Source organism: Indibacter alkaliphilus LW1 (genome assembly GCF_000295935.2).
GTDB classification, from domain to species: Bacteria; Bacteroidota; Bacteroidia; order Cytophagales; family Cyclobacteriaceae; genus Indibacter; species Indibacter alkaliphilus.
This window is the reverse complement of the sequence record NZ_ALWO02000012.1, coordinates 17,722-43,188: the sequence shown is the minus strand read 5'-3', so window position 1 is coordinate 43,188 and position 25,467 is coordinate 17,722. Positions and strand designations below refer to the sequence as shown.

General features: G+C 41.3%; 22 protein-coding genes. 6 read left to right on the top strand and 16 right to left on the bottom strand.

From position 1 onward, the window contains the following. Positions 1–96 precede the first annotated feature (96 nt). Positions 97–1,500 carry an aminopeptidase P N-terminal domain-containing protein gene (locus tag A33Q_RS02650; protein WP_009036156.1) on the bottom strand — a complete coding sequence of 468 codons (1,404 nt, stop codon included), beginning with the start codon at positions 1,498–1,500 and terminating at the stop codon, positions 97–99. Positions 1,501–1,662: 162 nt separating this feature from the next. On the opposite strand from A33Q_RS02650, the gene pafA reads away from it, so the two are divergent. Beyond that, positions 1,663–3,294 (top strand): alkaline phosphatase PafA, encoded by a 1,632-nt coding sequence (gene pafA, locus A33Q_RS02645; protein WP_009036157.1) that lies wholly within the window; start codon positions 1,663–1,665, stop codon positions 3,292–3,294. Positions 3,295–3,449: 155 nt separating this feature from the next. Here pafA and A33Q_RS02640 read toward each other — a convergent pair whose 3' ends face one another. Then, entirely contained in the window at positions 3,450–4,613 is a 1,164-nt protein-coding gene (locus A33Q_RS02640; protein WP_009036158.1) for a homogentisate 1,2-dioxygenase, read from the bottom strand. A gap of 214 nt (positions 4,614–4,827) precedes the next feature. On the opposite strand from A33Q_RS02640, the gene A33Q_RS02635 reads away from it, so the two are divergent. Together A33Q_RS02635 and A33Q_RS02630 are read left to right on the top strand one after the other, a co-directional pair. Next, on the top strand, positions 4,828–5,619 hold the full coding sequence (locus A33Q_RS02635) for a glycoside hydrolase family 16 protein (RefSeq protein WP_009036159.1): 792 nt from the start codon (positions 4,828–4,830) through the stop codon (positions 5,617–5,619). Between the two features lie 85 nt (positions 5,620–5,704). Further along, positions 5,705–6,577 carry a geranylgeranylglycerol-phosphate geranylgeranyltransferase gene (locus A33Q_RS02630; protein WP_009036160.1) on the top strand — a complete coding sequence of 291 codons (873 nt, stop codon included), beginning with the start codon at positions 5,705–5,707 and terminating at the stop codon, positions 6,575–6,577. A gap of 117 nt (positions 6,578–6,694) precedes the next feature. Here A33Q_RS02630 and A33Q_RS02625 read toward each other — a convergent pair whose 3' ends face one another. The 10 genes from A33Q_RS02625 to ilvD form a co-directional block, all read right to left on the bottom strand. Then, the gene (locus tag A33Q_RS02625) at positions 6,695–7,477 is read right to left on the bottom strand and encodes a tRNA pseudouridine synthase A (protein ID WP_040489736.1); all 783 of its coding nucleotides are present in this window, start codon (positions 7,475–7,477) and stop codon (positions 6,695–6,697) included. Positions 7,478–7,578: 101 nt separating this feature from the next. Then, on the bottom strand, positions 7,579–8,640 hold the full coding sequence (gene leuB / locus A33Q_RS02620; RefSeq protein ID WP_009036162.1) for a 3-isopropylmalate dehydrogenase: 1,062 nt from the start codon (positions 8,638–8,640) through the stop codon (positions 7,579–7,581). Further along, a complete protein-coding gene (locus tag A33Q_RS02615; protein ID WP_009036163.1) occupies positions 8,609–10,237 on the bottom strand; it encodes an alpha-isopropylmalate synthase regulatory domain-containing protein in 1,629 nt (542 codons plus the stop codon). Before A33Q_RS02615 ends, leuB begins: the two co-directional genes overlap by 32 nt. A gap of 48 nt (positions 10,238–10,285) precedes the next feature. Beyond that, entirely contained in the window at positions 10,286–10,876 is a 591-nt protein-coding gene (leuD, locus tag A33Q_RS02610; protein ID WP_009036164.1) for a 3-isopropylmalate dehydratase small subunit, read from the bottom strand. 17 nt (positions 10,877–10,893) lie between these two features. Then, positions 10,894–12,294 carry a 3-isopropylmalate dehydratase large subunit gene (gene leuC / locus A33Q_RS02605; RefSeq protein WP_009036165.1) on the bottom strand — a complete coding sequence of 467 codons (1,401 nt, stop codon included), beginning with the start codon at positions 12,292–12,294 and terminating at the stop codon, positions 10,894–10,896. A 2-nt stretch (positions 12,295–12,296) separates the two neighbouring features. Further along, entirely contained in the window at positions 12,297–13,808 is a 1,512-nt protein-coding gene (locus A33Q_RS02600; RefSeq protein ID WP_009036166.1) for a 2-isopropylmalate synthase, read from the bottom strand. Between the two features lie 7 nt (positions 13,809–13,815). Then, positions 13,816–14,859: a ketol-acid reductoisomerase gene (ilvC, locus tag A33Q_RS02595; protein WP_009036167.1), complete on the bottom strand. Its 1,044-nt coding sequence runs from the start codon at positions 14,857–14,859 to the stop codon at positions 13,816–13,818. Between the two features lie 14 nt (positions 14,860–14,873). Beyond that, a complete protein-coding gene (gene ilvN, locus A33Q_RS02590) occupies positions 14,874–15,383 on the bottom strand; it encodes an acetolactate synthase small subunit (RefSeq protein ID WP_009036168.1) in 510 nt (169 codons plus the stop codon). A 15-nt stretch (positions 15,384–15,398) separates the two neighbouring features. Next, positions 15,399–17,081, bottom strand: a complete 1,683-nt coding sequence (ilvB, locus tag A33Q_RS02585; RefSeq protein WP_009036169.1) for a biosynthetic-type acetolactate synthase large subunit — start codon at positions 17,079–17,081, stop codon at positions 15,399–15,401. Between the two features lie 17 nt (positions 17,082–17,098). Further along, complete coding sequence (gene ilvD, locus A33Q_RS02580) at positions 17,099–18,775, bottom strand: dihydroxy-acid dehydratase (protein WP_009036170.1); 1,677 nt, start codon at positions 18,773–18,775, stop codon at positions 17,099–17,101. A 532-nt stretch (positions 18,776–19,307) separates the two neighbouring features. Between ilvD and ispE the strand changes: the two genes are divergently transcribed. Genes ispE through A33Q_RS02565 form a run of 3 tightly spaced genes read left to right on the top strand, consistent with a single transcriptional unit; the run spans position 19,308 to position 20,719 of the window. After that, positions 19,308–20,114, top strand: a complete 807-nt coding sequence (ispE, locus tag A33Q_RS02575; RefSeq protein ID WP_009036171.1) for a 4-(cytidine 5'-diphospho)-2-C-methyl-D-erythritol kinase — start codon at positions 19,308–19,310, stop codon at positions 20,112–20,114. A gap of 40 nt (positions 20,115–20,154) precedes the next feature. After that, complete coding sequence (locus A33Q_RS02570; protein WP_009036172.1) at positions 20,155–20,397, top strand: ribbon-helix-helix domain-containing protein; 243 nt, start codon at positions 20,155–20,157, stop codon at positions 20,395–20,397. Continuing rightward, a complete protein-coding gene (locus A33Q_RS02565; protein ID WP_009036173.1) occupies positions 20,384–20,719 on the top strand; it encodes a type II toxin-antitoxin system PemK/MazF family toxin in 336 nt (111 codons plus the stop codon). Before A33Q_RS02570 ends, A33Q_RS02565 begins: the two co-directional genes overlap by 14 nt. A 142-nt stretch (positions 20,720–20,861) precedes the next feature. Here A33Q_RS02565 and A33Q_RS02560 read toward each other — a convergent pair whose 3' ends face one another. From A33Q_RS02560 to tgt, 4 genes are all read right to left on the bottom strand, one after another. Then, complete coding sequence (locus A33Q_RS02560; RefSeq protein WP_016254531.1) at positions 20,862–21,995, bottom strand: ATP-binding protein; 1,134 nt, start codon at positions 21,993–21,995, stop codon at positions 20,862–20,864. Between the two features lie 213 nt (positions 21,996–22,208). After that, the gene (locus tag A33Q_RS02555; protein ID WP_009036175.1) at positions 22,209–23,129 is read right to left on the bottom strand and encodes a DMT family transporter; all 921 of its coding nucleotides are present in this window, start codon (positions 23,127–23,129) and stop codon (positions 22,209–22,211) included. Beyond that, positions 23,129–24,202, bottom strand: coding sequence for an LptF/LptG family permease (locus tag A33Q_RS02550; RefSeq protein WP_009036176.1), 1,074 nt, complete (start codon positions 24,200–24,202; stop codon positions 23,129–23,131). The genes A33Q_RS02555 and A33Q_RS02550 overlap by 1 nt, the downstream gene beginning before the upstream one ends. Positions 24,203–24,204: 2 nt before the next feature. Next, positions 24,205–25,335 (bottom strand): tRNA guanosine(34) transglycosylase Tgt, encoded by a 1,131-nt coding sequence (gene tgt, locus A33Q_RS02545; RefSeq protein ID WP_009036177.1) that lies wholly within the window; start codon positions 25,333–25,335, stop codon positions 24,205–24,207. Between the last annotated feature and the right edge of the window lie 132 nt (positions 25,336–25,467).

Genomic DNA, 25,467 nt, shown 5'->3' with positions numbered 1-25,467 from the left:
ACTCTTTCGTATAAACCAATTATGAAAACTGTTTTGAACTTTTAATCTACTCTAAGAATCTTCCAGGCTTAGAGCCGCTATTGCTTTTCCAATTGTTTATTCTATTCCCTGAAGTTTTTGCAATACCCCTTCTTCTTTCATGATGGTTTCTATATCCTCCACAGTCTTTGGAACAAATGCACTTAAATTTCTATGGCCATCTTCGGTAATCAGGATATTGTCTTCAATCCTGACACCTATTCGCCACCATTTTTCATCCACATCACTACCTTCAGGAATATAAATTCCAGGTTCGACAGTCAGAACCATTCCAGCTTCAAGCTCTCCACTACCACCTCTATCATGTACATCTAACCCTAGGTGATGGCCTGTCCCATGTGGGAAAAACCTATGCTTCTCTCCAGCCTTGACAAGACCAAGTCTTACAAGGCCTTCATCAATTACTTTACGTGCAGCCCTATCAATAGCCTGAAAATTCGAACCGGGCTTACATTCCGCTATTCCTGCTTCCAAAGCCTCCAAAACAATTTCATAAATAGCCTTTTCCTCTTCAGAAAATCTCCCCTTTACGGGAACGGTTCTGGTAATATCTCCAGAATACCCTCTAAATTCTGCCCCTACATCCATCAAAATCAAACCATCCTGAAGGTCCGTTACATGGTTTTCCACATAATGCAGGATAGTCGTATTATTGCCGGCTCCCACTATGGAACCATATCCCACCTCCTCTGCACCCATAGCTTTGTGAACAAATTCATGAACACCCTGAATGGCTCGCTCAGAAACTCCAGGTTTAATTGATCTGAATGCTTCCATATGCGCTTTTCCGGAAATAACAACTGCTCTTTCCAAGATCTGAAGTTCCTCCTCAGTTTTTACAGCCCTCATTTTTTCTAAAGCCCCAAATAAAGTATTGTTTCTGGAGACTTCAGCCTGTAAATTGAGCATGCTGGTTTTTTGTAGCATAGCCTGTAGCGGAGCGTTGTGTCTCCCCCCTTCTATTTCTGCCATACCCAAAGAAAGCACGGGGCTTACTTTATTCCAGTCTAAACCGGGAGATTGCAAAAATTCCTCATTCAAGTAAACATGGTGAAAACCCAATTTCTCTTTGACTCCGTCTGGCCCAAGCCTTTCTCCATCCCATTGCTCTCTCAAAGGATCTCTAGGCTGTACATACATAATTTCAGATACTTGTTCCCCATTGATGGTCTGAGGGCTTTGAAAAATAATCAGAGCTGCATTTGGCTCTCTGAATCCCGTAAGGTAAAAGAAGTCTGAATTAGGTCTGTATTGAAACTCTGTGTCATTTGACCTGTTTTTGATCGGGCTATTGAAAAAAATAGCTGCTCCATTTGGTGGCAGCTCTTTTCTCAGCACCTCTCTTCTTTCTTTGTGGAATTCCGGGCTCAAACCATCTGCAAAGTAGGATTGGGAATAGGATAAATTGACAAAAAGCAGTAGGAAGAACGCAGTTGTCAGCGGTTTTTGAAATGGATTCATAAATGCTCGTTTTTTTCGAATTGAAAGATAATAACTGAAAAGACAATTTACAGAACCAATCGAATAAAATATCCCCTGGCAAATGTCCTGAGCATTTTACTTAAAAATAACACGAAGACTTAAGCATATACTTATATTTGCGACAAATCAATTACAATGTCAATGAAGCGTTTCCTCAGTGTTTTCTTAATTGCAATTAGCACCGTTACAACATTTGCCCAAATCGAAATTCCTCAAAAACCAAAGCTTGTGGTTGGAATAGTCGTCGACCAAATGAGGCAGGAATATTTTTACAAGTATCAAGACAGGTACACTGAAGGTGGCTTCAAGCGCTTGATGAATGAGGGATTTATGATGAAAAATGCTCATTATAATTACATTCCAACCTACACAGGTCCAGGTCATGCCTCTGTATATACAGGAACTACACCTGCTACCCATGGCATTATTGCCAACAATTGGTATGTAAGAAATCTTGACCGCATGATTTACTGTGCGGAAGACAGCACAGTGACTGCAGTAGGAGGCAGTGAAAAAAGTGGTCAAATTTCTCCAAGGAATATGCTTTCTACGACGATTTCAGACGAACTGAGGTTTTCTACAAACAAAAGATCCAAAGTAGTAGGAATAGCCTTAAAAGACCGGGGAGCATCCCTTCCTGCAGGCCATACAGGCGATGCCTATTGGTATGACAGCGGAACAGGTGAATTTATGACCTCAACTTATTATCAAGAAGAGCTCCCAGAATGGGTAAAGGCATTGAATGATCAAAAACTTGCTGAAAAATACCTTTCGCAAAAATGGGAAACTTTGTTCCCGATTGAAACTTATGTACAGAGTATCGAAGACGATAATCCGTTTGAAGGGCCTTTTATAGGTATGGAGACTACCTCATTTCCCCACGACCTACCTGCTTTGATGGAGAATAATGACAACTTTGGACTGATCTCTACCACTCCATTTGGTAACAGTATCACATTGGATATGGCTTATGCAGCTATAGAGGGAGAGCAATTGGGTAAAAGAGGAGAAACAGACTTACTGGCAATTAGTTTTTCTTCCCCTGATTATATAGGACATAGATTTGGTCCTAGCTCTGTAGAAATTGAAGACAATTACCTGAGGCTGGACCGGGATCTGGAAAAGTTCTTCGACTATTTGGATCAAGAATATGGCAAAGGAGAGTATTTGGTTTTTCTAACAGCCGACCATGCTGTGGCCGATATCGTTGATTACATGCTGAGTGAAAATGTACCCGCCGGCAACTTCAATACACGGTCAGTTTTAACACAAATGAGAGGGTTTTGTGCCATCAATTATGGCGAAGGCAATTGGATTTCCAACTTTTCCAACGAGCAGGTTTTCCTCAACCATGAATTGGCAAAAGAAAAAGGAATTGAAATTGAAAAAATTCAAAGAGAAGTTGCTCATTTCTTATTGGCAAGATACCCAGGAGTCAAAGAGGTTTACACTGCTACTGACATGAGAAGGCTGGAATACTTAGAAGGGAGAAAAAGCTTACTCCAGATGGGTTTCAACCATAAAGCATCCGGTGATCTATTACTTATTCTCGAACCGGCTTGGTTGAGCAGTTCTTGGAAAGGAACAACACATGGAACAGGATACACTTATGATACTCATGTACCTATCGTGTTTATGGGTTGGAAGGTTCCTCATGGAACCAGTTCTAGATATGCAACCATAACAGACATAGCTCCGACATTATCGATGCTGTTAGGCACGAGATTACCTAATGGTGCTTCGGGGCAACCCATATTGGAGATTTTAGATTAGACTAGACGGTTTTTAGATGAAAAGGCACCTGTTTACACTTTTAAGCCGCAAACAACTACTATGCCGCGTGTGATATGGAAGGATCTAAAAAAAGAAACGCTAATATGGCGTTTCTTTTTTTTGAATGTTAGGTTACTACTTAGCTGATCAAGATTTTATTCCTTCCAAGACATTGGATAAGCAGGGTCCACAAAGTTCAGTCCCTCCGTAGTCACAAACAATGGCCTAAAGGTATCCAACATTACCGCTAACTCCTCCGTCTCCTTAGCCCCGATAGACTTTTCTACTGTTCCGGGATGAGGCCCATGAGGCAATCCCCCCATATGAATAGTAAAGGATCCCCTATCAATCCCCTTTCTGGACATAAACTCTCCTTCGGCGTAGTACAAAACCTCATCCGAATCTATATTGCTGTGATTATAGGGGGCAGGAATCGCTAAGGGGTGATAATCAAATAAACGAGGTACAAAGGAACAGATCACAAAACCCCAAGCCTGAAAAGTCTGATGTACCGGAGGTGGCTGATGGATTCTTCCTGTAATCGGTTCAAAATCATGGATAGAAAGAGCATAGGGATAAAGATACCCATCCCAACCCACTATATCCAATGGGCTATGCCCGTAAGTATAAGGATGCAGCATGCCTCCTTTCTTGATTTTCACCAAAAACTCACCTTTCTCCGATTCTGTATGCAACTCAGCAGGAGGACGGATATCCCTTTCACAATATGGAGAATGTTCTAAGAGTTGTCCCACTTCATTCCTATATCTTTTCACCGTTTCAATCGGTCCATGAGATTCTATCACTAAAAGCCTGAGCGGCCCCTCTTCTTTCCACTCAAAGCGGTAGATCGTTGTCCTTGGAATTACAATGTAATCTCCCTGCCTTACCTCAAGCTTTCCAAATTGAGAGTAAAGCACTCCCTCACCATCATGCACATAGATAAGCTCATCTCCATCAGCATTTTTGAAAAAATAATCCATTTTTCTTTCTTCAGGAGAGCAGATACCCATCATGCAATCATTATTCATCATAAGCATTTTTCTTGCACCGAGGTAATCCTTTCCTGTGGTCCCAACTCCTGCTGTTTTTAGATGTGTTTGCTTCAGTCCGTATTCCTTGGCCGGTTCCCAACTAAAAGGTGTAGGATCTCCTATGGAAACTACGTTATTGGGATTGTGAATATGGTACAGGTTTGAATAAATACCGGAGAACCCTTTGGAACTCACGAGCTCTTCCTTGTAGAGACTACCATCAGGTTGCCTGAACTGGGTATGCCTTTTGGGTGGAATATTTCCTAATCGATGATAATATGCCATGTGATAATATGTTTGGGTTTATATATGTAATCAAAAATAATAAAAAATCAGAGGCTTTATTGTTTAAACTGCTTTTTACATACTTGTCCGATCAAGAAAATTATGCGACTCGTCCTTTTTCTTTTGTTTCTCTTTGATTATCCCCTTACTTTCAAAGGTGTTAAATCATTTTCAGATTATCCAGATTTCAAAAACCTATCCTAATCTAAAAGCTATGAAAAACTTCGTATTTGCTCTTGTTTTTTTATCATTAATCAGCTGTCACTCATCCGAAGTAGACAGTAATCTTGTCTGGGCCGAAGAGTTTGATGATGAAGGGCTCCCTAATGCCGAGAACTGGACTTACGATGTAGGCGACCATGGGTGGGGAAATAATGAATTGCAATATTATACTGAAGAAGACTCCAGAAATGCACGCATTGAAAATGGAAAGCTAATCATTGAAGCCCATCAGGACAGTGCATTTGAAAAGGGCTATACCTCTGCAAGGTTACTGACTAGAGGAAAGCAAGCCTGGAAGTACGGTTACATTGAAGTTAATGCGAAGCTCCCCAAAGGTGTGGGTACATGGCCTGCGATCTGGATGCTCCCAGAAGAGCGAAATTATGGGGGGTGGCCTAAAAGCGGGGAGATTGACATCATGGAGCATGTAGGCTATGACCAAGGGGTAGTCCATGGAACCGTACATACAGAGGCTTTTAATCACAGAAAAAATACACAAGTAGGAAAACAGATCCAGGTTCCTGACTGTTCAGAAGCCTTCCACACCTACGCAATAGATTGGCAGGAGGAAAAAATTGATTTTTACATTGATGGAGAATTATACCATACTTTTGAAAATACCGGTGAAGGCTGGGAAGAATGGCCTTTTGACCATGAATTCCACCTTATTTTAAATATTGCCGTTGGAGGCGATTGGGGAGGCTCTCAAGGTGTAGACCCTGACATTTGGCCTCAAAGCATGGAGGTGGATTACATCCGGGTATATAAAACCAGACCTGAATAAGCCCGTTAGCAGGATTGACACATTATTTTCTGAGGAATAAGCAATTCCCGAGAAATCGACCGTCATTTTGTGTTAATTTTGAACCATGAATGCCACTGTTGCTGCGAGCTCATTTTCTTTCTGGAGTCTACTGAAAATCAGTAGGCCTGCCAATTTGGTGATTTTGGCTTTTGCTCAATTGATGACCGCACATTTTCTTGTAGAAACTACACGCATGGGAGTGCCTGTATTGCAGGATATCAATCTATACCTTATCATTCTTTCCACGGTCATAATCGCCGCTGCAGGCTATATGATCAATGACTATTACGATGTCAAAATTGATTATGTCAATAAGCCGGAGGAAGTCATTATTGGCCGTGGTATGAAAAGGCGTGTAGCGATTTTTTTCCATACCTTACTCAATTTTACCGGAATTGGGATTGGCCTGATAGTCAGTCCAAGAGTGGCTGTCATCAATTTTATCTCAGCTTTTTTACTTTGGCTATATAGCAATCAGCTCAAAAGACTGCCATTTGTAGGGAATTTCACAGTGGCTTTATTGACAGGGACATCCATCTGGATTATAGGATACTATTATCAGCAATCAGAATTATTGGTCCTCACCTATGCCATTTTTGCTTTTTTCCTCAATCTCATCCGGGAAATTATCAAAGACATAGAAGACAGGCAGGGAGACCGAAAACATGGTTGCAAGACATTACCAATCGTCATCGGGTTCAGAAATACCAAGCGGGTCATTTTTTTCATTGCAGTCGCTTTTGTATGTGCCATACTAGTCGTGACCTTCAAAATAAATAATGCACAGCTATTTTATTATTTCGGAATATTGAGCCTTCTGTTTTTCTTTTTTATGTACAAGATTTATGTGGCCGACAGAAAAAATCATTTCACCCAATTGAGCTTGTTATCGAAGCTTCTGATGCTGACTGGCATTTTGAGTATGGGTTTTTTGTAGGGTTTTACTTGTCATAAAGAATTGTCTCGGAGCGACCTAAGGAAAAGTAAATCGGAGGCGATTCAATACAGCTGAAAAGTCTCTTAAGGACTACCTACTAATTATTTAAATGCAGAACTAGAAAGAAAAGTTTACCTGGTCTAAAGTTAGACCACAGGCTGGAGCTGCAATCGCTAGAGGCTTTCCTTCCGGCACTCTTAGGCTCTCCTCAAGCTCAGAAAAACCCAGCCTACCCAGTCCTAGATCAGCCAAAGCTCCCGCCATAATTCTAACTTGGTATCTCAAAAAACCTTTTCCGGAAACCCGGAAAATCACTTTTATATAAGGTCCCTCTTCGTGGTCAAAAGATTTATCCAAAATCACCTCTGAAGAGTAGATTTCTCTGATATAATTTTCAGTTACTTTATCCACTGAACAGAATCTTTTGAAATCATGCTTCCCCTGAAAAAGCTTTACCCCCTTTTGCATGAGTTGCAAGTCAGGGTACCCTGGAAAAAAAGCTGCAACTGGATTTTGAAATGGGTCAGGTTTTTCCCCAAACAAAAAATTATAAGTGTATGATTTCGAAACCACATCCTGAATAATATTGAAACTTGGGGAAACAGGCTGCATTCGGATAATCCGAATATCTGTAGGCAGATTTTGATTTACCTTCTGGATAAAGTCAGGAATCAAAAGCGCTTCTTTCAAAAAAAGTTCAAATGCGCCTTCCCGGCAGGAAACTCCCGAATCGGTACGGCTTGCCCCTAAAATATTAAAATCCTCATGACCCAAAACAAACCTTAACCCTCGTTCTAAACTACCCTGAATGGTCTTTACCCCCTTTTGTCTCTGCCAACCTGAATATCTTAGCCCCAGGTATTGGATGTAAAAAAGATAAGTATAAGGCCGGTTCTGCATTTGGTCATTATTTGACCCAAAAGTAAGAAAATCATCAAACGGAAAAAATCCTGCCAAGCAAAGCCTATCAGGATTCTGATTATCTCTAAATCAAATAATTCTTAAATATTTGCTGCCAGCCAATCTCCTACTTCTGAAGTTTTATAGGCTTTTCCACCTTCAGCTATATCCTCTGTCACTACCCCTTCTGTTAAGGATTTATTCACAACATCTGAAATGGCCTGCGCTTCTTCCTTTAAATCAAATGCGTATTCGAACATCATAGCCGCTGAAAGCACGGTCGCTAAAGGATTGGCAATGTCTTTCCCTGCTGCCTGAGGGTATGAACCATGGATTGGCTCGAATAACTTAATATCTATCCCTAGAGAAGCTGAGGGCATAAGGCCCATAGAGCCTGAGATGACAGAGGCTTCATCAGTAAGAATGTCCCCAAAAAGGTTTTCTGTAATCAATACATCATAAGCCTTAGGCCATTGTATCAAACGCATGGCTACTGCGTCCACAAATTCATATTCTACTTTCACGTCAGGGTATTCTGGAGCCAACTCCTGAACGGTTTCCCTCCAAAGCCTTGATGTCGCCATCACATTTGCTTTATCTACACAAGTGAGATGCTTCCTTCTTTTTTGAGCTGCTTCAAAACCCATCCTAGCCAGCCTTGTGATTTCTTCCTTGGAATATACATTGGTATCAAAGGCTTTGGTTCCCTGTTCATTTCTACCTCTGGGTTCACCAAAATACACGCCACCGGTCAACTCCCTAAAAAACACAAAATCTACTCCATCCACCCTTTCTAGTTTCAAAGGAGACTTGTGGACTAAAGATGGAAAAGTAAAAGTAGGTCGAACATTAGCAAAAAGTCCAAGTTTTTGCCTCATCAGGAGCAGGCCTTGTTCGGGTCTCACTTTTGCTTTAGGATCATTGTCATATTTAGGGTCTCCGATCGCCCCAAAAAGAACTGCATCCCCACGAAGGCAAACCTCATGAGTAGCATCCGGATAAGGATCTCCTGTTTGATCAATGGCAACCGCTCCTACGGGAGCTTCTTCAAAGCTGATCCTATGGCCAAACTTTTCACCTACAGCTTTGACTACTTTTACTGCTTGGGCAATTACTTCAGGGCCTATGCCGTCACCCGGCAATAGCGCGATATTCATTTCCATAAAAACTGTTTTTATCTTGTTCTGGGTTATCTTTTGATTCTTTTTTCTTGTCAGGATCCAATCCTTTACTGTCGCCCATCTTATCAATAATATTGAGCATTTTTTCCGTCGCTTTCATTGCTGCAACAGTCTGATCACTGTCCAGCCCTTTTGTTTTGAAAATATTCCCGTAATCCCAAGTAATGACGGTTTCCACAAAGGCATCCGTTTTTCCTCCAGGAGGAATGGTTACATGATAATTGATCAATTTCGGCAATGGCAACTTGATAGATTTGTATATTTTTTTCAAGGCCTGCATAAAGGCATCATACTGACCATCTCCCGAAGCTCCTTCTTCATAACTTTCTCCATGAATATTGATTTTCAGCTGAACAGTGGGTTTGAGTCCTTTGGAGTGACTTAGATTGAATCCCTCAATAAATATGTGATGGGAAATGGAGTTGTTTTGCAGCACATCAGAAATGATATAAGGAAGATCCTCTGTAGTCACCCTCTCTTTCTTATCTCCCAATTCAATGATGCGTTGGGTTACTTTCGAAAGCTCTTCCGGCTCAAGAGAAATCCCAAGTTCCTGAAGGTTTTTAATGATATTGGCCTTTCCGGAGGTTTTTCCTAAAGCATATTTTCTTTGTCTCCCAAAGCGCTCGGGAAGCAGGTCATTGAAGTAAAGATTTTTCTTGTTGTCTCCGTCTGCATGTATACCGGCAGTCTGGGTAAATACATTCTCTCCAACCACTGGTTTATTAGCTGGGATGTGTTGTCCTGAGAACTGCTCTACCAATTTACTGACTCTGAAAATCTTATTTTCCTTGATATTGATTCTGTAATCGGTAAAATCTTTAAGTACTGCGATGACAGATTCCAGTGGAGCATTTCCAGCCCTTTCTCCAAGTCCATTGACTGTTGTATGGATTCCGCTGACTCCATTGTAAATAGATTCCAGTACATTGGCCACCGAAAGGTCATAGTCATTGTGGGCATGAAAATCGAAATGTACATCCGGAAACTCTGTTGTAATGAGTTTAATAAAATGACTAACCTCACGTGGGTTGAGCAATCCCAGGGTATCAGGGAGCATGATTCTTTCAACTTTGAGCGAACTCAAAAAACCTATGAATTCCAAGGTATACTCCATGGAATTCCTCATGCCGTTAGACCAATCTTCTAAATAAACATTTACACTTACTCCATTTGATCTGGCGTAATCAATATTCCTTTGTATATCTTCAAAATGCTGCTCAGGTGTTTTTCTCAATTGGTGAGTGAGATGATTCAAGGATCCTTTGGTAAGGAGATTCATCACTTTTCCTCCAGCCTCCACAATCCAATCCACAGATGCAGGTGCATCTACAAAACCAAGCACCTCCACCTTGTCGAGAAAGCCCCTTTCTGAAGCCCATTGAGTGATTTTTTTTACACCCTTTTTTTCTCCATCTGAGACTCTGGCAGAAGCTACTTCTATCCTATCTACCCTCATTTCCTCCAACAGCAGCTTGGCAATCTGAAGTTTTTCAGAGGGCAGAAAAGAAACACCTGAGGTTTGCTCCCCATCCCTCAGGGTAGTATCCATGATCTCTATCTTTCTAAAATGCCCCATTTGAATTACGATGTTCGATTTACGAATTGCGACTTATGTTTTTCTGGTTTATCTGGTTTTGGCAAATTCGGTGATCTCTGATTCTATATTCAAGAGATAATCAATGTCATCAAATCCGTTCTTCATATTTTCCTTTTTATAGGAATTGATATCAAACGATTCAAATTCTCCCGTTTTCAACAATGTAATAGTCTGCTTATCTATATCCACTTTCACTTGGGTGGAAGGATCACCTTCCACAGCTGCGAATAGAACATCCGCAAATTCAGGACTAATTGTCACCGGCAATACCCCTATATTCAGGCAGTTATTTTTAAAAATATCTGCGAAAAAAGAGGAAACTACACAGCGGAACCCATAATCGTAGAGTGCCCAAACAGCATGTTCTCTACTGGACCCTGATCCGAAATTTTTCCCGGCTAAGAGAATTTTTCCGGAATAAGTGGAGTCATTGAGAACAAAATCTTCTTTCGGATTACCCTCTACATCATATCTCCAATCCCGAAACAGATTATCACCAAATCCCTCTCTTTCTGTTGCTTTCAAAAACCTGGCAGGAATTATCTGATCAGTATCTACATTCTCTGTGGGAAGAGGAATTACGGTATCGGTAAGCACATTAAATTTATCGTATGCCATTTTTTTCTTCTTTTTGATTAAAATACTTCTCTTGGATCACTGATTTCACCTGTCACTGCTACAGCAGCCACTGTGAGAGGGCTGGCAAGCAAGGTTCTCGCACCAGGACCCTGTCTCCCTTCAAAATTCCTGTTGGAAGTGGAAACAGCATATTTACCTGAAGGAATCTTGTCGTCATTCATGGCCAAACAGGCAGAACAACCAGGCTGCCTGAGTTTGAAACCTGCCTCCTCGAGGATTTTGACAAGCCCTTCTTCATGAGCCATTTTTTCTACTTCCCTTGAACCAGGGACTATCCAAGCGGTGATGTTGTCTGCTTTTTTCTTTCCCTTTACAAAATTTGCTACAGATCGGATATCTTCAATCCTACCGTTGGTACAACTACCTACAAAGACGAAATCCACTTTTTTACCTTTGATGGGCTCCCCTGGAGCAAATCCCATATAATCTAAAGATTTGAGATAGGTCTTCTTATTGCTACCCTCCATACCATCAAGAGTCGGTATGATATCTTTGATTTTGATTCCCATACCTGGATTGGTACCGTAAGTGATCATAGGTTCAATATCAGAGGCATCAAAATAATGTTCTTTGTCAAAAACCGCTCCCTCGTCTGTCTGAAGTGCAGTCCATTCGGCTAGAGTCTTTTCCCAATCTGCTCCTTTTGGTGCGTATTGTTTGCCTTTCAGGTACTCAAAGGTTGTTTCATCAGGCGCAATCAGCCCTCCCCTTGCTCCCATCTCAATACTCATATTACACACAGTCATTCTGGCTTCCATGCTTAGGCTTTTGAAAGCTGAGCCTGCATATTCCACGAAATACCCTGTGGCACCAGCAGCTGAAATTTTAGAAATGATATATAGGATAATGTCTTTGGAAGTGACTCCAGGTCCAACTTCTCCATCCACAGTAATCCTCATTTTTTTAGGCTTTGACTGCATGATGCATTGAGTCGCAAGAACCATTTCCACTTCAGAAGTACCGATTCCGAATGCAATGGCTCCAAATGCTCCATGGGTAGAGGTGTGGCTATCACCGCAGACTATGGTCATTCCGGGTTGGGTAATACCCAGCTCAGGCCCAATTACATGTACAATCCCATGATGGGCAGAGCCGAGGTCATGCAATTCTATACCATGTTTTTTACAATTGGTTCTTAACTTTTCTACCTGCATTCTGGAAAGCTTATCCTTGATGGTTTTGTCCTGATCTATTGTAGGAACATTATGATCAGGTGTAGCCACAGTCCGCTCAGGATACATGACGCCAACGCCTCTTTTTTCAAGATTTAAAAATGCCACAGGGCTAGTTACTTCATGGATAAAATGCTTATCTATAAAGAACACATCAGGTCCATCAGGAACTGACTTTACCACATGGGCATCCCATATTTTATCGAATAATGTTTTCTTTTCCATCTTTACGCTACAATCACTTTGTCTTTTACGGGTATTTTGTTCAACGCATCCACATAAGCTTGAGCCGATGCCAACACGATGTCCGAATTAGATGCAAAACCGTAAAAAGGTTTTTCCCCCTGCATCAATCTCATATGAACTTTCGCCACATCATCACTCCCAGCCGTAATGGCCTGAATCAGAAACTCTTCCAGAACAATATCGGGTTTTACCACCTTCGCTATAGCTTTTAAAACCGCATCCACTGGTCCATTTCCTTCAGATTTTGCTTCATAGGTTTTATCCCCTACTTTAAGTGTAACTTTGGCTTTGATATTTCCATTCGATTCGTAACTCACCTTCTCCAATTCAATAAAACTGGAATCGTCTAGGTATTTACCCACCAATGAAAGTAAATCCTTAGGCCCTATATCCCTTTTGGAGTCTGCAAGAACCAAAAAGTCTTCGTAGACCTCTCTCAAAGCATCGCCTTCCAACTCCACACCCAAAGAGTCCAAGTGGAATTTCAATGCTGCCCTACCACTCCTGGCAGTAAGTACTATAGAGGACTCGTGCACCCCAACTTCTTTGGGGTCTATTATTTCATAATTTTCTCTGTGTTTTAATACACCGTCCTGATGAATCCCTGATGAGTGCGCAAAGGCATTTCTTCCTACGATTGCCTTATTCGGCTGAACAGGCATGTTCATCAGCTTAGAAATCAACCTGCTGGTCTCGTAGATTTTTGGAGTCTGAATGTTGGTATGGACATCTATACCATGATGACACTTGATGGCCATCACAACTTCTTCCATGGAAGTATTTCCTGCCCTCTCTCCAATACCGTTGATGGTCAGTTCAGCTTGTCGGGCTCCATTCTGTACGCCTGCCAGTGTATTGGCTGTGGCCATACCCAAATCATTGTGGCAGTGAGTAGAGATGATTGCCTTGTCAATATTGCTTACATTCTCTTTAAGATATCTGATAATTGCCCCGTATTGCTCAGGTAGACAATAACCAGTCGTATCTGGAATATTGACCACAGTCGCTCCTGCCTTGATCGCAGCTTCAATAATCCTTGCTAAAAAATCAAGTTCTGCTCTACCAGCATCTTCAGCGTAAAACTCCACATCCTCCACGAAGTGCTTAGCATATTTAACAGCTTTTACCGCCCGCTCCACAATGTCATCAGGATGTGATCGGAGTTTGTATTGAATATGGTAAGGAGACACACCTATTCCGGTGTGTATCCTACCTTTTTTGGCATATTTCAATGAATCGGCAGCTACTTCTATATCCTTTTCCACCGCTCTTGAAAGTGCGCAGATGATAGGATTAGAAACTGCTTTTGAAATCTCCAGGACTGAATTGAAATCTCCAGGACTGGATATTGGAAACCCTGCCTCTATAATATCAACTCCCAGCTCTTCCAAAGCCTTAGCCACCACTATCTTTTCCCTGGTGTTCAATTGACACCCCGGTACCTGCTCTCCGTCACGGAGCGTGGTATCGAATATCCATAGCTTATCACTCATAGTTTTATCAGTTATTTTCCGGTCTTAATTTTCTTACGGTGGCACCTGCCTGCCACATCTCAGATTCTCTCAACTCTTTCAATTCTTCCTCCAGTTTCACCCTATAATCTGGCTTACTATTGGAGTCAATAGATTTTTGGGCTTCTTTTCCTGTTTTTACAGAATCATACAATTCTTCAAACACGGGCTTGGTAGCGTCTCTAAACGGCTTCCACCAATCCAAAGCCCCCCTTTGGGCTGTGGTAGAACAATTGGCATACATCCAGTCCATTCCATTCTCAGCAACCAATGGCATCAAGCTTTGTGTCAGCTCCTCTACAGTTTCATTGAAGGCTTCAGATGGAGAGTGTCCATTTGCTCTCAACACCTCATACTGTGCTGCAAAAATACCCTGAATGGCTCCCATCAAAGTACCTCGTTCACCTGTAAGGTCAGAAGTCACTTCCCTATAAAAATCCGTTTCAAAAAGATATCCTGATCCAACTCCAATTCCCAAAGCTATTACCCTCTCTTTAGCCCTTCCTGTTCCATCCTGGAAAATAGCATAGGAGGAATTAAGCCCTCTGCCTTCTACAAACATCCTTCTCAAAGAAGTGCCAGAACCTTTTGGCGCAACCAGAATCACATCCACATCCGCAGGAGGAATAATCCCTGTTTTTTCTTTATAGGTAATGCCAAATCCATGTGAAAAATAAAGTGCTTTCCCTTTGGTAAGGTGCTTTTTCACAGTAGGCCATAGCGCGATCTGACCCGCATCGGATAGGAGAAACTGAAGGATGGTGCCCCTTTCACAGGCCTCTTCTAACTCGAACAAGGTCTCTCCAGGCACCCAGCCATCCTGAACAGCTTTATCCCAAGTTCTGGAATCTTTTCTTTGACCAACGATGACATTGAATCCATTGTCTTTAAGGTTTAGGGCCTGTCCCGGCCCTTGTACTCCATATCCAAGTACGGCTATGGTCTCATCTTTCAATACTTCTCTTGCTTTTTCCAAAGGAAACTCTTCCCTCGTTACAACATTTTCTTCTACTGATCCGAATTTCAGTTTCATAGTGTAATTGTTAATTAGGTTTGATTATTTAAAAACTCTTGTACAGAAAATTTGGGCTTGGCAATGGCAACCCTGCCGGATCTGGAAAATTCCAGCAAACTAAAAGGCTTCAATATTTCAAGCAATGCCTGTGTATCTTCTTTATGCCCTGTAAATTCCAGTACTACAAACTCCTTCTCTGCGGCGATGATATGTGCGTTGAATTGCCTGATTACTTTTTCCAAACTTGGGTCAAGGCTTTCAATAGGGATTTTGTAAAGTGCTATTTCCTGATAGACTACTTCATCATCCATAAAGAAGTAAGCTTTGATCACGTCCACTATCTTTTCGATTTGCTTCACCAATTGCTCTATCTGTTCTGGTGTGACTGTCACTTCAATGGTAATCTTATGAATACCATCCAGTCTGCTTTCAGACGCTGTCAAGGCATTGATATTGATTCCTCTTCTGGTAAAGATGATGGTAATCCTATTGAGGATACCGATAAAGTTTTCTGTATATACTAAAATGGTATATCTTTCCATATTGAATTTCGGGGATTAGCTTAACCTTACTTCTTCCACTGAACATCCCGTGGCAATCATCGGGAACACATTATCTTCTTTCTCCACGACCACTTCTAGAAAGTAAGGCCCTTCTTGCACCAGCATTTCTGCTACTGCTGCTTCCAAATCTTCTCTCTCGGTCACTTTTCTAGCCTTGAAGCTGTAGGCTTCTGCAATTTTGATGAAATCAGGGTTTTCCAACTCTGTGAAAGAATAGCGTTTATCAAAAAACAGCTGTTGCCATTGTCTTACCATACCGAGATAATTGTTATTCAGCAGCACCACTTTCACAGGAGCCTTGGTTTGCATAATAGTCCCCAATTCCTGAATAGTCATCTGAATACCCCCATCACCAACCACACAGATCACCTGCTTGCTGTAATCGTGAAGTTGTGCTCCCAAGGCCGCAGGCAAAGCGAAACCCATTGTTCCCAGCCCTCCTGAAGTCACTTGGGTACGGGTAGTCTTATAATCAAAGTATCTCCAAGCTATCATCTGGTGCTGCCCTACATCTGTAACCAAGACAGCATCCTTTTCCTTGAACTTATTAATCAGGTGAATCACCTCTCCCATGTGGAGGCCTCCATGAGTACCATGAAGGTCATTGGCTACCACTGCCTCCCTCTCCTGACCCTCCAGTTCCCGGAATTTCTCCATCCATTCTGGATGCGCATTGTTTTTTACCGCACTAGTAAGGAGTTTCAAGCTCTTTTTACAGTCCCCGAGAACGGGAACTGTGCATTTGACATTTTTATCAATTTCAGCGGGATCAAGTTCCAGATGAATAACTTTCGCCTGTTTGGCATAGCGTTTCAAATCTCCTGTAACACGGTCATCAAACCGCATTCCCACAGCTATTAACACATCACATTTATTGGTGAGGAGGTTAGGAGCATAGTTGCCATGCATACCCAGTTTCCCTACATAATTTGGATGGGACTCAGGCAAAGCTCCAGAACCTAAAAGGGTACAAGCTGCAGGTATTCCTGTTTTATCCAAAAAATCTTTGAGCTCTTCCTCTGCATGGGAAAGTACTACGCCTTGCCCAAAAAGCAAGTAAGGACGCTCTGCGGAATCAATCAAGGCTGCGGCGTCTGCGATCAATTGCTCCTTAATAGGCTGGTAAGGCCTGTAAGATCGTATTTTTTGACATGGCACATAGTTAAACTCTCCAAACTCTACTTGGGCATTTTTAGTAATATCTACCAAAACCGGCCCTGGTCTCCCTGTTTTTGCAATATGAAATGCTTTGGCGATAGCGGGAGCTATTTCCTCCACACTTCTTACCTGAATGTTCCATTTGGTGCCAGGCATGGAAAGTCCCACTACATCGGTCTCCTGAAAAGCATCAGAGCCTAATAAATGAGCTGCAACCTGGCCGGTGATACAGACCAAAGGGGTACTGTCTATCTGCGCATCTGCCAATCCAGTGATCAGATTGGTAGCTCCTGGCCCTGAAGTAGCCAAGACCACCCCTACTTCACCCGAAACTCGGGCATAACCTTGGGCTGCATGAATAGCTCCCTGTTCGTGCCTGGTCAGCACATGTTTGATCTGGTCACTGTAGTCATAGAGGGCATCATACACCGGCATGATAGCCCCCCCTGGGTAACCGAAAATATAGGCTGCATTTTCTGCAATCAGGGATTTGACAACGATATCTGCTCCTCTTACCATGTTTTTGCTTTTAATGATTATTTGTCCGTCACACAGCCTTCAGAAGCTGAGGACACGAGAAGGTTATATTTTTTCAAAGTTCCTTGCAGGTCACTTAGATCTTTGTTTTTCCACTTTTTCTTTCTTTCAGCCATTTCCTGCTCTGAAACTTCACAGCTGAGCTTTAGACTATCTGCGTCAATTGTGATTTTATCCCCATCCTGAATCAGCCCAATAGGGCCTCCATTATACGCTTCAGGAGTGACGTGACCTACTACAAAACCGTGAGTACCTCCTGAGAACCTTCCATCTGTGATCAAAGCCACGTCTGAACCTAACCCAGCCCCGATGATCATCGAGGTAGGCTTTAGCATCTCAGGCATACCCGGGCCTCCTTTGGGGCCTATATACCTGATGACAATGACCTCACCTTTGTTGACGGTTTTATTTTTTATTGCCTCATTGGCTTCCAATTCTGAATCAAACACCCTGGCAGGACCTGTGAAGGATTTGCCCTCCTTGCCGGATATTTTTGCCACGGCACCTTCAGGAGCAAGATTTCCATTGAGGATACATAAGTGCCCGGTTTCTTTTAGAGGTTGCTCAATAGGATGAATTACATTCACCAGGGATGGCACAACAGGATCAACATTTTCAAGGTTTTCAGCAAGTGTTTTTCCCGTCACAGTCATGCAGTCGCCATGAAGCATTCCTTTGTTCAATAAATATTTCATAAAAGCTGGTAATCCTCCCTGCTCAAAAAGATCTTCCATCAGATATTTTCCGGATGGTTTGAAGTCTCCCAATAAAGGAGTCTCATGGTTGACACGCTTGAAGTCCTCCAATGTAAAATCGACCCCGGCAGTTTTGGCTATCGCCAAAAGATGCAGAACAGCATTGGTACTTCCTCCGAGCGCTACAGCTACTCTGACAGCATTTTCAAGGCTTTTCTTAGTAACGATGTCTTTTGGTTTGATATCCTTCTCGAGAAGGATTTTGATGTATTGAGACACTTCTTTACATTCTTTTTCTTTTTCAGCTGCAGTGGCTGGAGTTGAGGAACTGTAAGGTAAAGACATCCCCATAGCCTCTATAGCAGATGACATGGTATTAGCAGTGTACATACCACCACATGCACCTGCACCGGGACAGGCATTTTCGATGACACCCTGATAATCAGTATCCGAGAGCTCACCTTTTACCCTTTTGCCATAAGCCTCGAAAGCGGATACAATATTGAGCTTTTCTCCTTGATAATTACCCGAGCGGATAGTTCCTCCATAAACCATAATCGACGGTCTATTGATTCTCAACATGCCCATTACTGCTCCGGGCATGTTTTTATCACAACCGGCCACAGCTATACAAGCGTCGAAAGAGTGACCAAGGATAAATGATTCAATGGAATCGGCTATGATTTCTCTGGAAACCAGTGAATACCGCATTCCCATGGTACCCATACTGATACCGTCAGAAATTCCCATTGTATTAAAAACCAAACCGGTCAGACCATGAGCCCTAGAGGCTTCTCTGATCAGACCGGCAAAGTCATTTAAGTGCATATTGCAGGGGTTGCTTTCATATCCACATGAAGCTACCCCAACAAAGGGTTGGTTCATCTGTTTATCAGTCATCCCAGTGGCGTACAACATGGCCTTTCCTGCAGGATGTTCTTCATTTTGGCTGATTTCCCAGCTATACTTCTTCAAACTCATGGCTACTTTAGGTCGGTTTAAGAGTTACAAAAAAAAATGCCTCATTTTGATGAGGCACTTTAGATTGTATGGTTGTTCGTTATAACAGTCTAGCGCCCCGTCATTTATTATAAATGAGAATAATAAAGCTGAGAGGATTGACTAGTTCTAACATGTGGTTTTGGTTCTTTTCTTGGATTTGACTCTACAATATTAAACTTCAATTTTTTCAGAAACAATATTTAATTTCTTTTTTTGATTCAAAAGATGTTCAAATAACAAGCTTAAGTTATTTTTAACAGATTTTTATTTTTTTTAAAAAAAAATATCAGAATCATGTTTATCCAAATGACAAAATTTTAAGTCTTTTCAAAATAAAGTATCGAATTTTATTTTTTTCAAAATATCGGCTAGTTCTTTAATTTTTTTTCAACAGAAAAATTTATTATAAAATTAATCTTTAACCGAAACCCCTATTTTCTACTTATACCACAATCACTATTTTATCAAATATTTCACATATTTACACCCTTTCCACAAGTCGCTTCTCATTATGATCAATTTCCCAAACGCCAAAATCAATCTTGGACTTCACATTACAGCAAAAAGAAATGACGGTTTCCACGAACTGGAAACCTGTATGATACCCATTCCTCTTTTTGATGCACTTGAAATGATCCCCTCCAAAAAAATGATTTTTGATACAACGGGTCTGCCCATTCCGGGAGACTCAAAGGACAACCTGATCACCAAAGCCTACCAATTGCTGAAGAAAGATTTTAATGATATTCCACCATTACATATACACCTCCACAAAAACATACCTATGGGAGCAGGTCTTGGGGGCGGATCTGCCGATGCTGCTTTTGCACTGACTTTAATGAACAATCTTTTTGACCTTTATCTAGATGATTGGATGCTTGAAGAATATGCTGCCCAACTTGGAAGCGACTGTGCTCTGTTTATAGAAAACTTGCCTAAAATAGCTACAGGAAGAGGTGAAATCCTGACCCCGACTGATGTTAATTTAAAGGATGATTACCTTGTTTTGGTAAAGCCTCCCATTCATATCGGGACCAAAGAAGCCTATGCAGGTGTCAAACCCAATGCACCGGCAGTAATTCTTCAGGAAGTCCTGAAAGACAAAAGCACTTGGAAAGAACAGCTGGTGAATGACTTTGAAAAAAGCATCTTCCCCAACCATCCCTCTCTCCCTCAAATCAAAGCCCAGCTATATGAAATGGGCGCTTACTATGCAGCCATGTCCGGTTCGGGCTCGACGGTGTTCGGTTTATTTTCAGAGAAGCCAGAACTCACCAAATGGCCTTCAGAACATATTGTTTTTGAATGCATTGTATGATTTATATGTATGTTTTATATTTACAAAAAACACATAAACTATGACCACTATTACTACTTCACTCCCCGATGAGCTCGTGCAAAGACTGGCTGAGCATGCAAAAACCATGGGGTTGCCCAAAAACAAACTGATAGAAAAAGCTCTGAGTCTCTATCTGGATCATCTGAAAAGAGCAGCTTATGTAAAATCGTACAAAACCGCAGCCGATGATGAGGATATCCTGACTTTGGCAGAAGAAGGCTTGCAAGCGTACTTCAATCAGCTGGAAGATGGGACAAGGTGAGATTTGGTATGTAGATTTGAATCCTGTAAGAGGTTCCGAGCAAGCTGGATTTAGACCTGTAGTCATCATCAGTGGCAATATGCTGAACAAATACCTGAATGTGGTCATTACAGTACCATTGACAACAAAAATCAAAAATTACCAAGGGAACCCAATCCTAGAGCCTAACCAAAGCAACAACCTGAAAGCACCATCTGAAATGATGATTTTCCATATTCGATCGATTTCCAAGGAGCGGCTGGTACAAAAGATTGGAGAAATCTCTGAAAAGGAAGTTAAGCAGGCACTGGAGACCTTGAATGATTTGATGACTTTGGACTAATTTTTATAAAACATTAAAATTGAGAAGGTTATTAGTATCGATACTGATTTTAATATCTACAGAGACATCCGAAAAAATTACTTGAAAAATATCTTCTTCCAAGACCACGACTAGTACCAAAACAGCTATTTAGGGAGTGCTATTAAACACCAACTTTTACAAAATCCCTGAAATTCCCTCTATTCACTATTTGATTTTGACTTTGGTAAGTCTCTGTAAACGTCTTTGGGAAATTCACTTTTCGCTTAGGATTCCATTTAAATTCATAGGCATGAAGTTTTCCTGCTAACTCTTCCACATAATCAATCTCCTGTTGTTGCTTGGTTCTCCAAAAAAAGATTCTCACCAGGCTTTTAGTATAGGTATTAGCTTTTAAGCGCTCACTGATCAAAAAATTTTCCCATAAAGCACCTACATCCTGTCTTGCCGCCATTGGGGTAAAATCCCTGATCACAGCATTCCTGACACCGTTATCATAGAAATATATCTTTTTGGCTGTCTTAATTTCGGTACGGAGATTGTTACTGTAAGAGGACAGACTAAAAACCACAAATGCTTTCTCCAAGACATCAATGTATGAGGCGACAGTTTTTGGATCTGCACCAACGGTTTCTCCCAGTTCCTTATATTTCACTTCATTTCCCACTTGGTAAGCCAAAGCCTCTAGGATGTTTCGTACCAATTTGGGCTTTTTTAAGTTTCCGTAAATCAACACATCTTTATATAAATAGCTTTCAGTTAATTCCAAAAGCACTTCCTCTTCATGAGTAGCATCAGTAATAACTTCTGGATAAAACCCATACACCAGCCTGTTTTCCAGACTTTGTTCCGCTTTCAGATAGCCCACTTCTTTCTCATATTCCTGCCAAGCAATGGGCCACAGATGAAAAGTCCACTTTCTTCCCGTAAGGGGTTCTTGGATTTTATCATTGAGTTCAAACGCTGAAGATCCACTCAGGACTAATTGAATATGCTTGAACTGATCCACGATGATCTTTGACTGTAACCCAATTGCGCTGATGCGTTGGGCTTCATCTATATACACTATTTTATTGTCCGCAATGATGGCGCGCAAAGTCTCCGTATTAGCTTGCTCAAGAATTTCCCTAACGGTAGAATCATCACCATCCAAGTATAAAAACTTCTCCTCCCTACCTTTCAGGATGGTTTCAATCAAGGTCGTTTTCCCCACCTGCCGCGGTCCCAATAATACAATCGCTTTCCCTAAGAAAAACTTTTTCTGAATTAACTCTTGAATGGACCGTTCAAACTTCATACTACTAATCTTTTTAAAACCTAATTCAAGCATAAATTTAAGACATATTCCCGTAGAGTCATAACTTTAGAGGATTATATTCCCGTAAAGTCATAACTTTAGAGGATTATATTCCCGTAAAGTCATGATTCAAATCATGAAAACTATTTCATTAAATCATGCGCAAAGAAAAATCAATACCTATTCACGGCAAGATTGATCTCTAAAAAATCCTCAAGCCCTCAAAAGATTATTCCCTCTGGCTTTCTTTTTTTGGTAAAAGTTGTACACCGGATAGATCAGTACCGATACCAAAATGATCAGCGTACCCAAATAAAACCCTCCTGACATCTGCTCTTTTTCTCCAAAAATCAATACCGCCAAAATAATCCCATATACCGGCTCTAAGTTGATGGTAAGGTTCACTGCAAAAGCCGTAATCCTCCTCATCAGCTCAACCGATACTGAAAAAGCATAGACTGTGCAAATGCCGCCTAACAGAAAAAGCCAAAACCAATCCATACCAACAGGAATCAAGTCCAATACTGCTTGAGGAAAAACCAGTACATACAAACCCATAAGAAGAACAGTAAATAGACAAGCTCCCATCATTTCGTACAAGGTGAGCACATAGGGACTGTGGCGCTTAGTCAGCCTTCCATTGATCACCGTAAAGACCGCACTGAGAAATGCAGAACCTACTGCCATCAAAAGCCCCAACCAATAATTGAGCTCAAACCTAAAAATCACATAAAGCCCTGAAATCACCATTAGGCCAAGAAAGATTTCAAAAGGCTTGACCTTGCTTTTGTTGGCGAAAGGCTCCACAAATGCCGTCCAAAGTGAGGTAGTAGCCATACCAGCAAGGCAAACAGAAGCTGTAGATACCCTTGCAGCCCAAAAAAACAAAATCCAATGCAATGAGATGATACACCCTGTGCCTACAATCTTCAAAAGCTCCTTACGCGAAAGTCTGATGGATTTCTTTTTGATAAAAAACAAAAGTCCCAGAAGCGAAGAAGCAATCAAAGTCCTGTAAAAGACCACCTCTAGGGAGGGAATGCTGATCAATAAACCTAAAATAGCGGTGAACCCCCAAATCAAAACAATAAAATGGAGCATCAGGTAATCCTTAACGGTAGATTCAGCTGACATCAGCGTGGGACAGTTTTATAAAGAACTAATCCCATCAATGCAAACACCATATTTGGGAACCAAAGTGACAACAAGGGATAAGTACTTCCTGCTTCTGCAAACGTTCTTGCAAGCAAAAACATAATGATGTAGATAAAAGCCAACAGAAAACCCAAGGCTATCTGAAAGCCGGAACCTCCACGCGTTTTCCTTGAAGAAACAATCACTCCAATAAAAGTAAGGATGATAGCTGCAAAAGGAGACATGTACCTAACGTACTTTTCAATTTTGTAATAGTTTACGTTGTCAGCCCCCCTGTCTTCTAAGATTTGAATCTGCCTGTTCAGGTCGGGAAGCTTAAGGGTTTCATGGTGATTTGAAGGTAAATCAAAATCATCAGGAGTAATCGAAAGCAGGGTGTCCAAGGACTCTCCTACAGAGTAAAGCTCACCTTTCTCATGAAGCTCCCTTAACCTCCAATTTCTCAATTGCCAGGAATTGATAGCCGTATCCCAAACAATCCGGTCAGCCGAGAGCTTTGCCAAAAGTTGTCCGTCTCTGATTTGCTCTAGAGTGAATTGATATCCAGTGTTTCCAGAAGTGTAGTATCGGGAAATATAAGCATAAACATCAGGTGCTACTTTGACATGTATATTGGTTTCCGTATAGAACTTCTCTTCATCCAGCCATCTGGATTTAAATTCGGTAACTCCGGCTGTAGCTCCGGGAAGCACCCAGCCGTTCAAGAGAAAAGCTGCCAATCCTATCATGGTAGCTCCTATAAAAAAAGGGACCAGCATACGCATAAAACTCGTTCCACTGCTCAAAATAGCTATGATTTCAGTTCTCCCGGACATTTTGGAAGTAATGAAAATCACAGAAATAAAAACTGTAATCGGAGTCAGCAGATTATTCAAATAAAGCCCGTAATTACCCAAATAGATCAGGATTTCGGATACCGGTACTTGATTTCTGATAAACTTATCATTCTTTTCGGTGAAATCAAGCACCAAAACAATCAGAATCAACATCAAAACCACAAAAAAGTAGGTTTTGATAAAATCCTTAATGATCAGCTTATCGAGTATTTTCATGCTTAAAGTCTCCTGCTTACTTTTTCCACCATTTCATTCTTCCAAACGGCGAAATCACCTGCAATGATATGCTCTCTTGCCCGAGTAACCAACCAAAGATAAAAGCTCAAGTTATGTATACTTGCTATCTGAGCTGCCAATATTTCTTTAGCAATAACCAAATGTCTTAAATAAGCCTTTGAATAAAAAGAGCTTACATAGGAATTGATATGTGGGTCTATGGGACTGAAGTCAGCTTTCCATTTTTCATTTCTGATATTAATAATACCCTCTGAGGTAAAGAGCATTCCATTTCTTGCATTCCGGGTAGGCATCACACAATCAAACATATCCACCCCTAAGGCAATCCCCTCTAGGATATTCGCAGGTGTACCAACTCCCATCAGATACCTAGGTTTGTCAGAAGGCAAAATATCAGTCACCATATCGGTCATTTCATACATATCCTCCACAGGCTCACCTACTGAAAGTCCTCCTATTGCGTTTCCTTCTCTTCCACACGCTGCTACAAACTCAGCCGATTGTCTGCGCAAGTCTTTGAAAACACTTCCCTGCACTATTGGAAACAAAGCCTGACTGTAACCATATTTTCCTTCTGTGCTGTCAAACCTATCTATACATCTTTTTAGCCACCTATGTGTCATCTCCATAGATTTTCTGGCATATTCATAAGTGCAGGGATAGGGTGGACATTCATCAAAGGCCATGATAATATCTGCACCTATGACCCGCTGAATATCCATTACTCTTTCTGGACTGAAGAGGTGTTTGGATCCATCGATATGGGATTTAAAAACAGCCCCTTCTTCGGTAATCTTTCGATTATCAGCTAAGCTAAACACCTGATAGCCTCCAGAGTCGGTAAGAATAGGCTTAGACCAACCATTGAACTTATGAAGCCCGCCTGCCTTTTCCAAAATATCCAAACCCGGTCTGAGGTAAAGATGATAGGTATTTCCTAGAATAATCTGAGCCTTGACATCAAAAGTCAGTTCTCTCTGATGCACAGCCTTCACCGACCCCGCTGTTCCCACAGGCATAAAAATAGGGCTTGCAATATCCCCGTGATCTGTTTTGATAAGTCCTGCCCTTGCTTTACTATTTGGGTCTGTAGCAATTAAATTAAATTTCATGGATTACTTTACCTTCCCAACTCCATAAATGCTAGGGAGTTGGTATTTTTTTCCTTATTTCAAGGACAAAAATATAAGCTTATTCTTAAATGAATGCTCAAATTGCTTTTATATTTGTTCGTTAAAGTAATA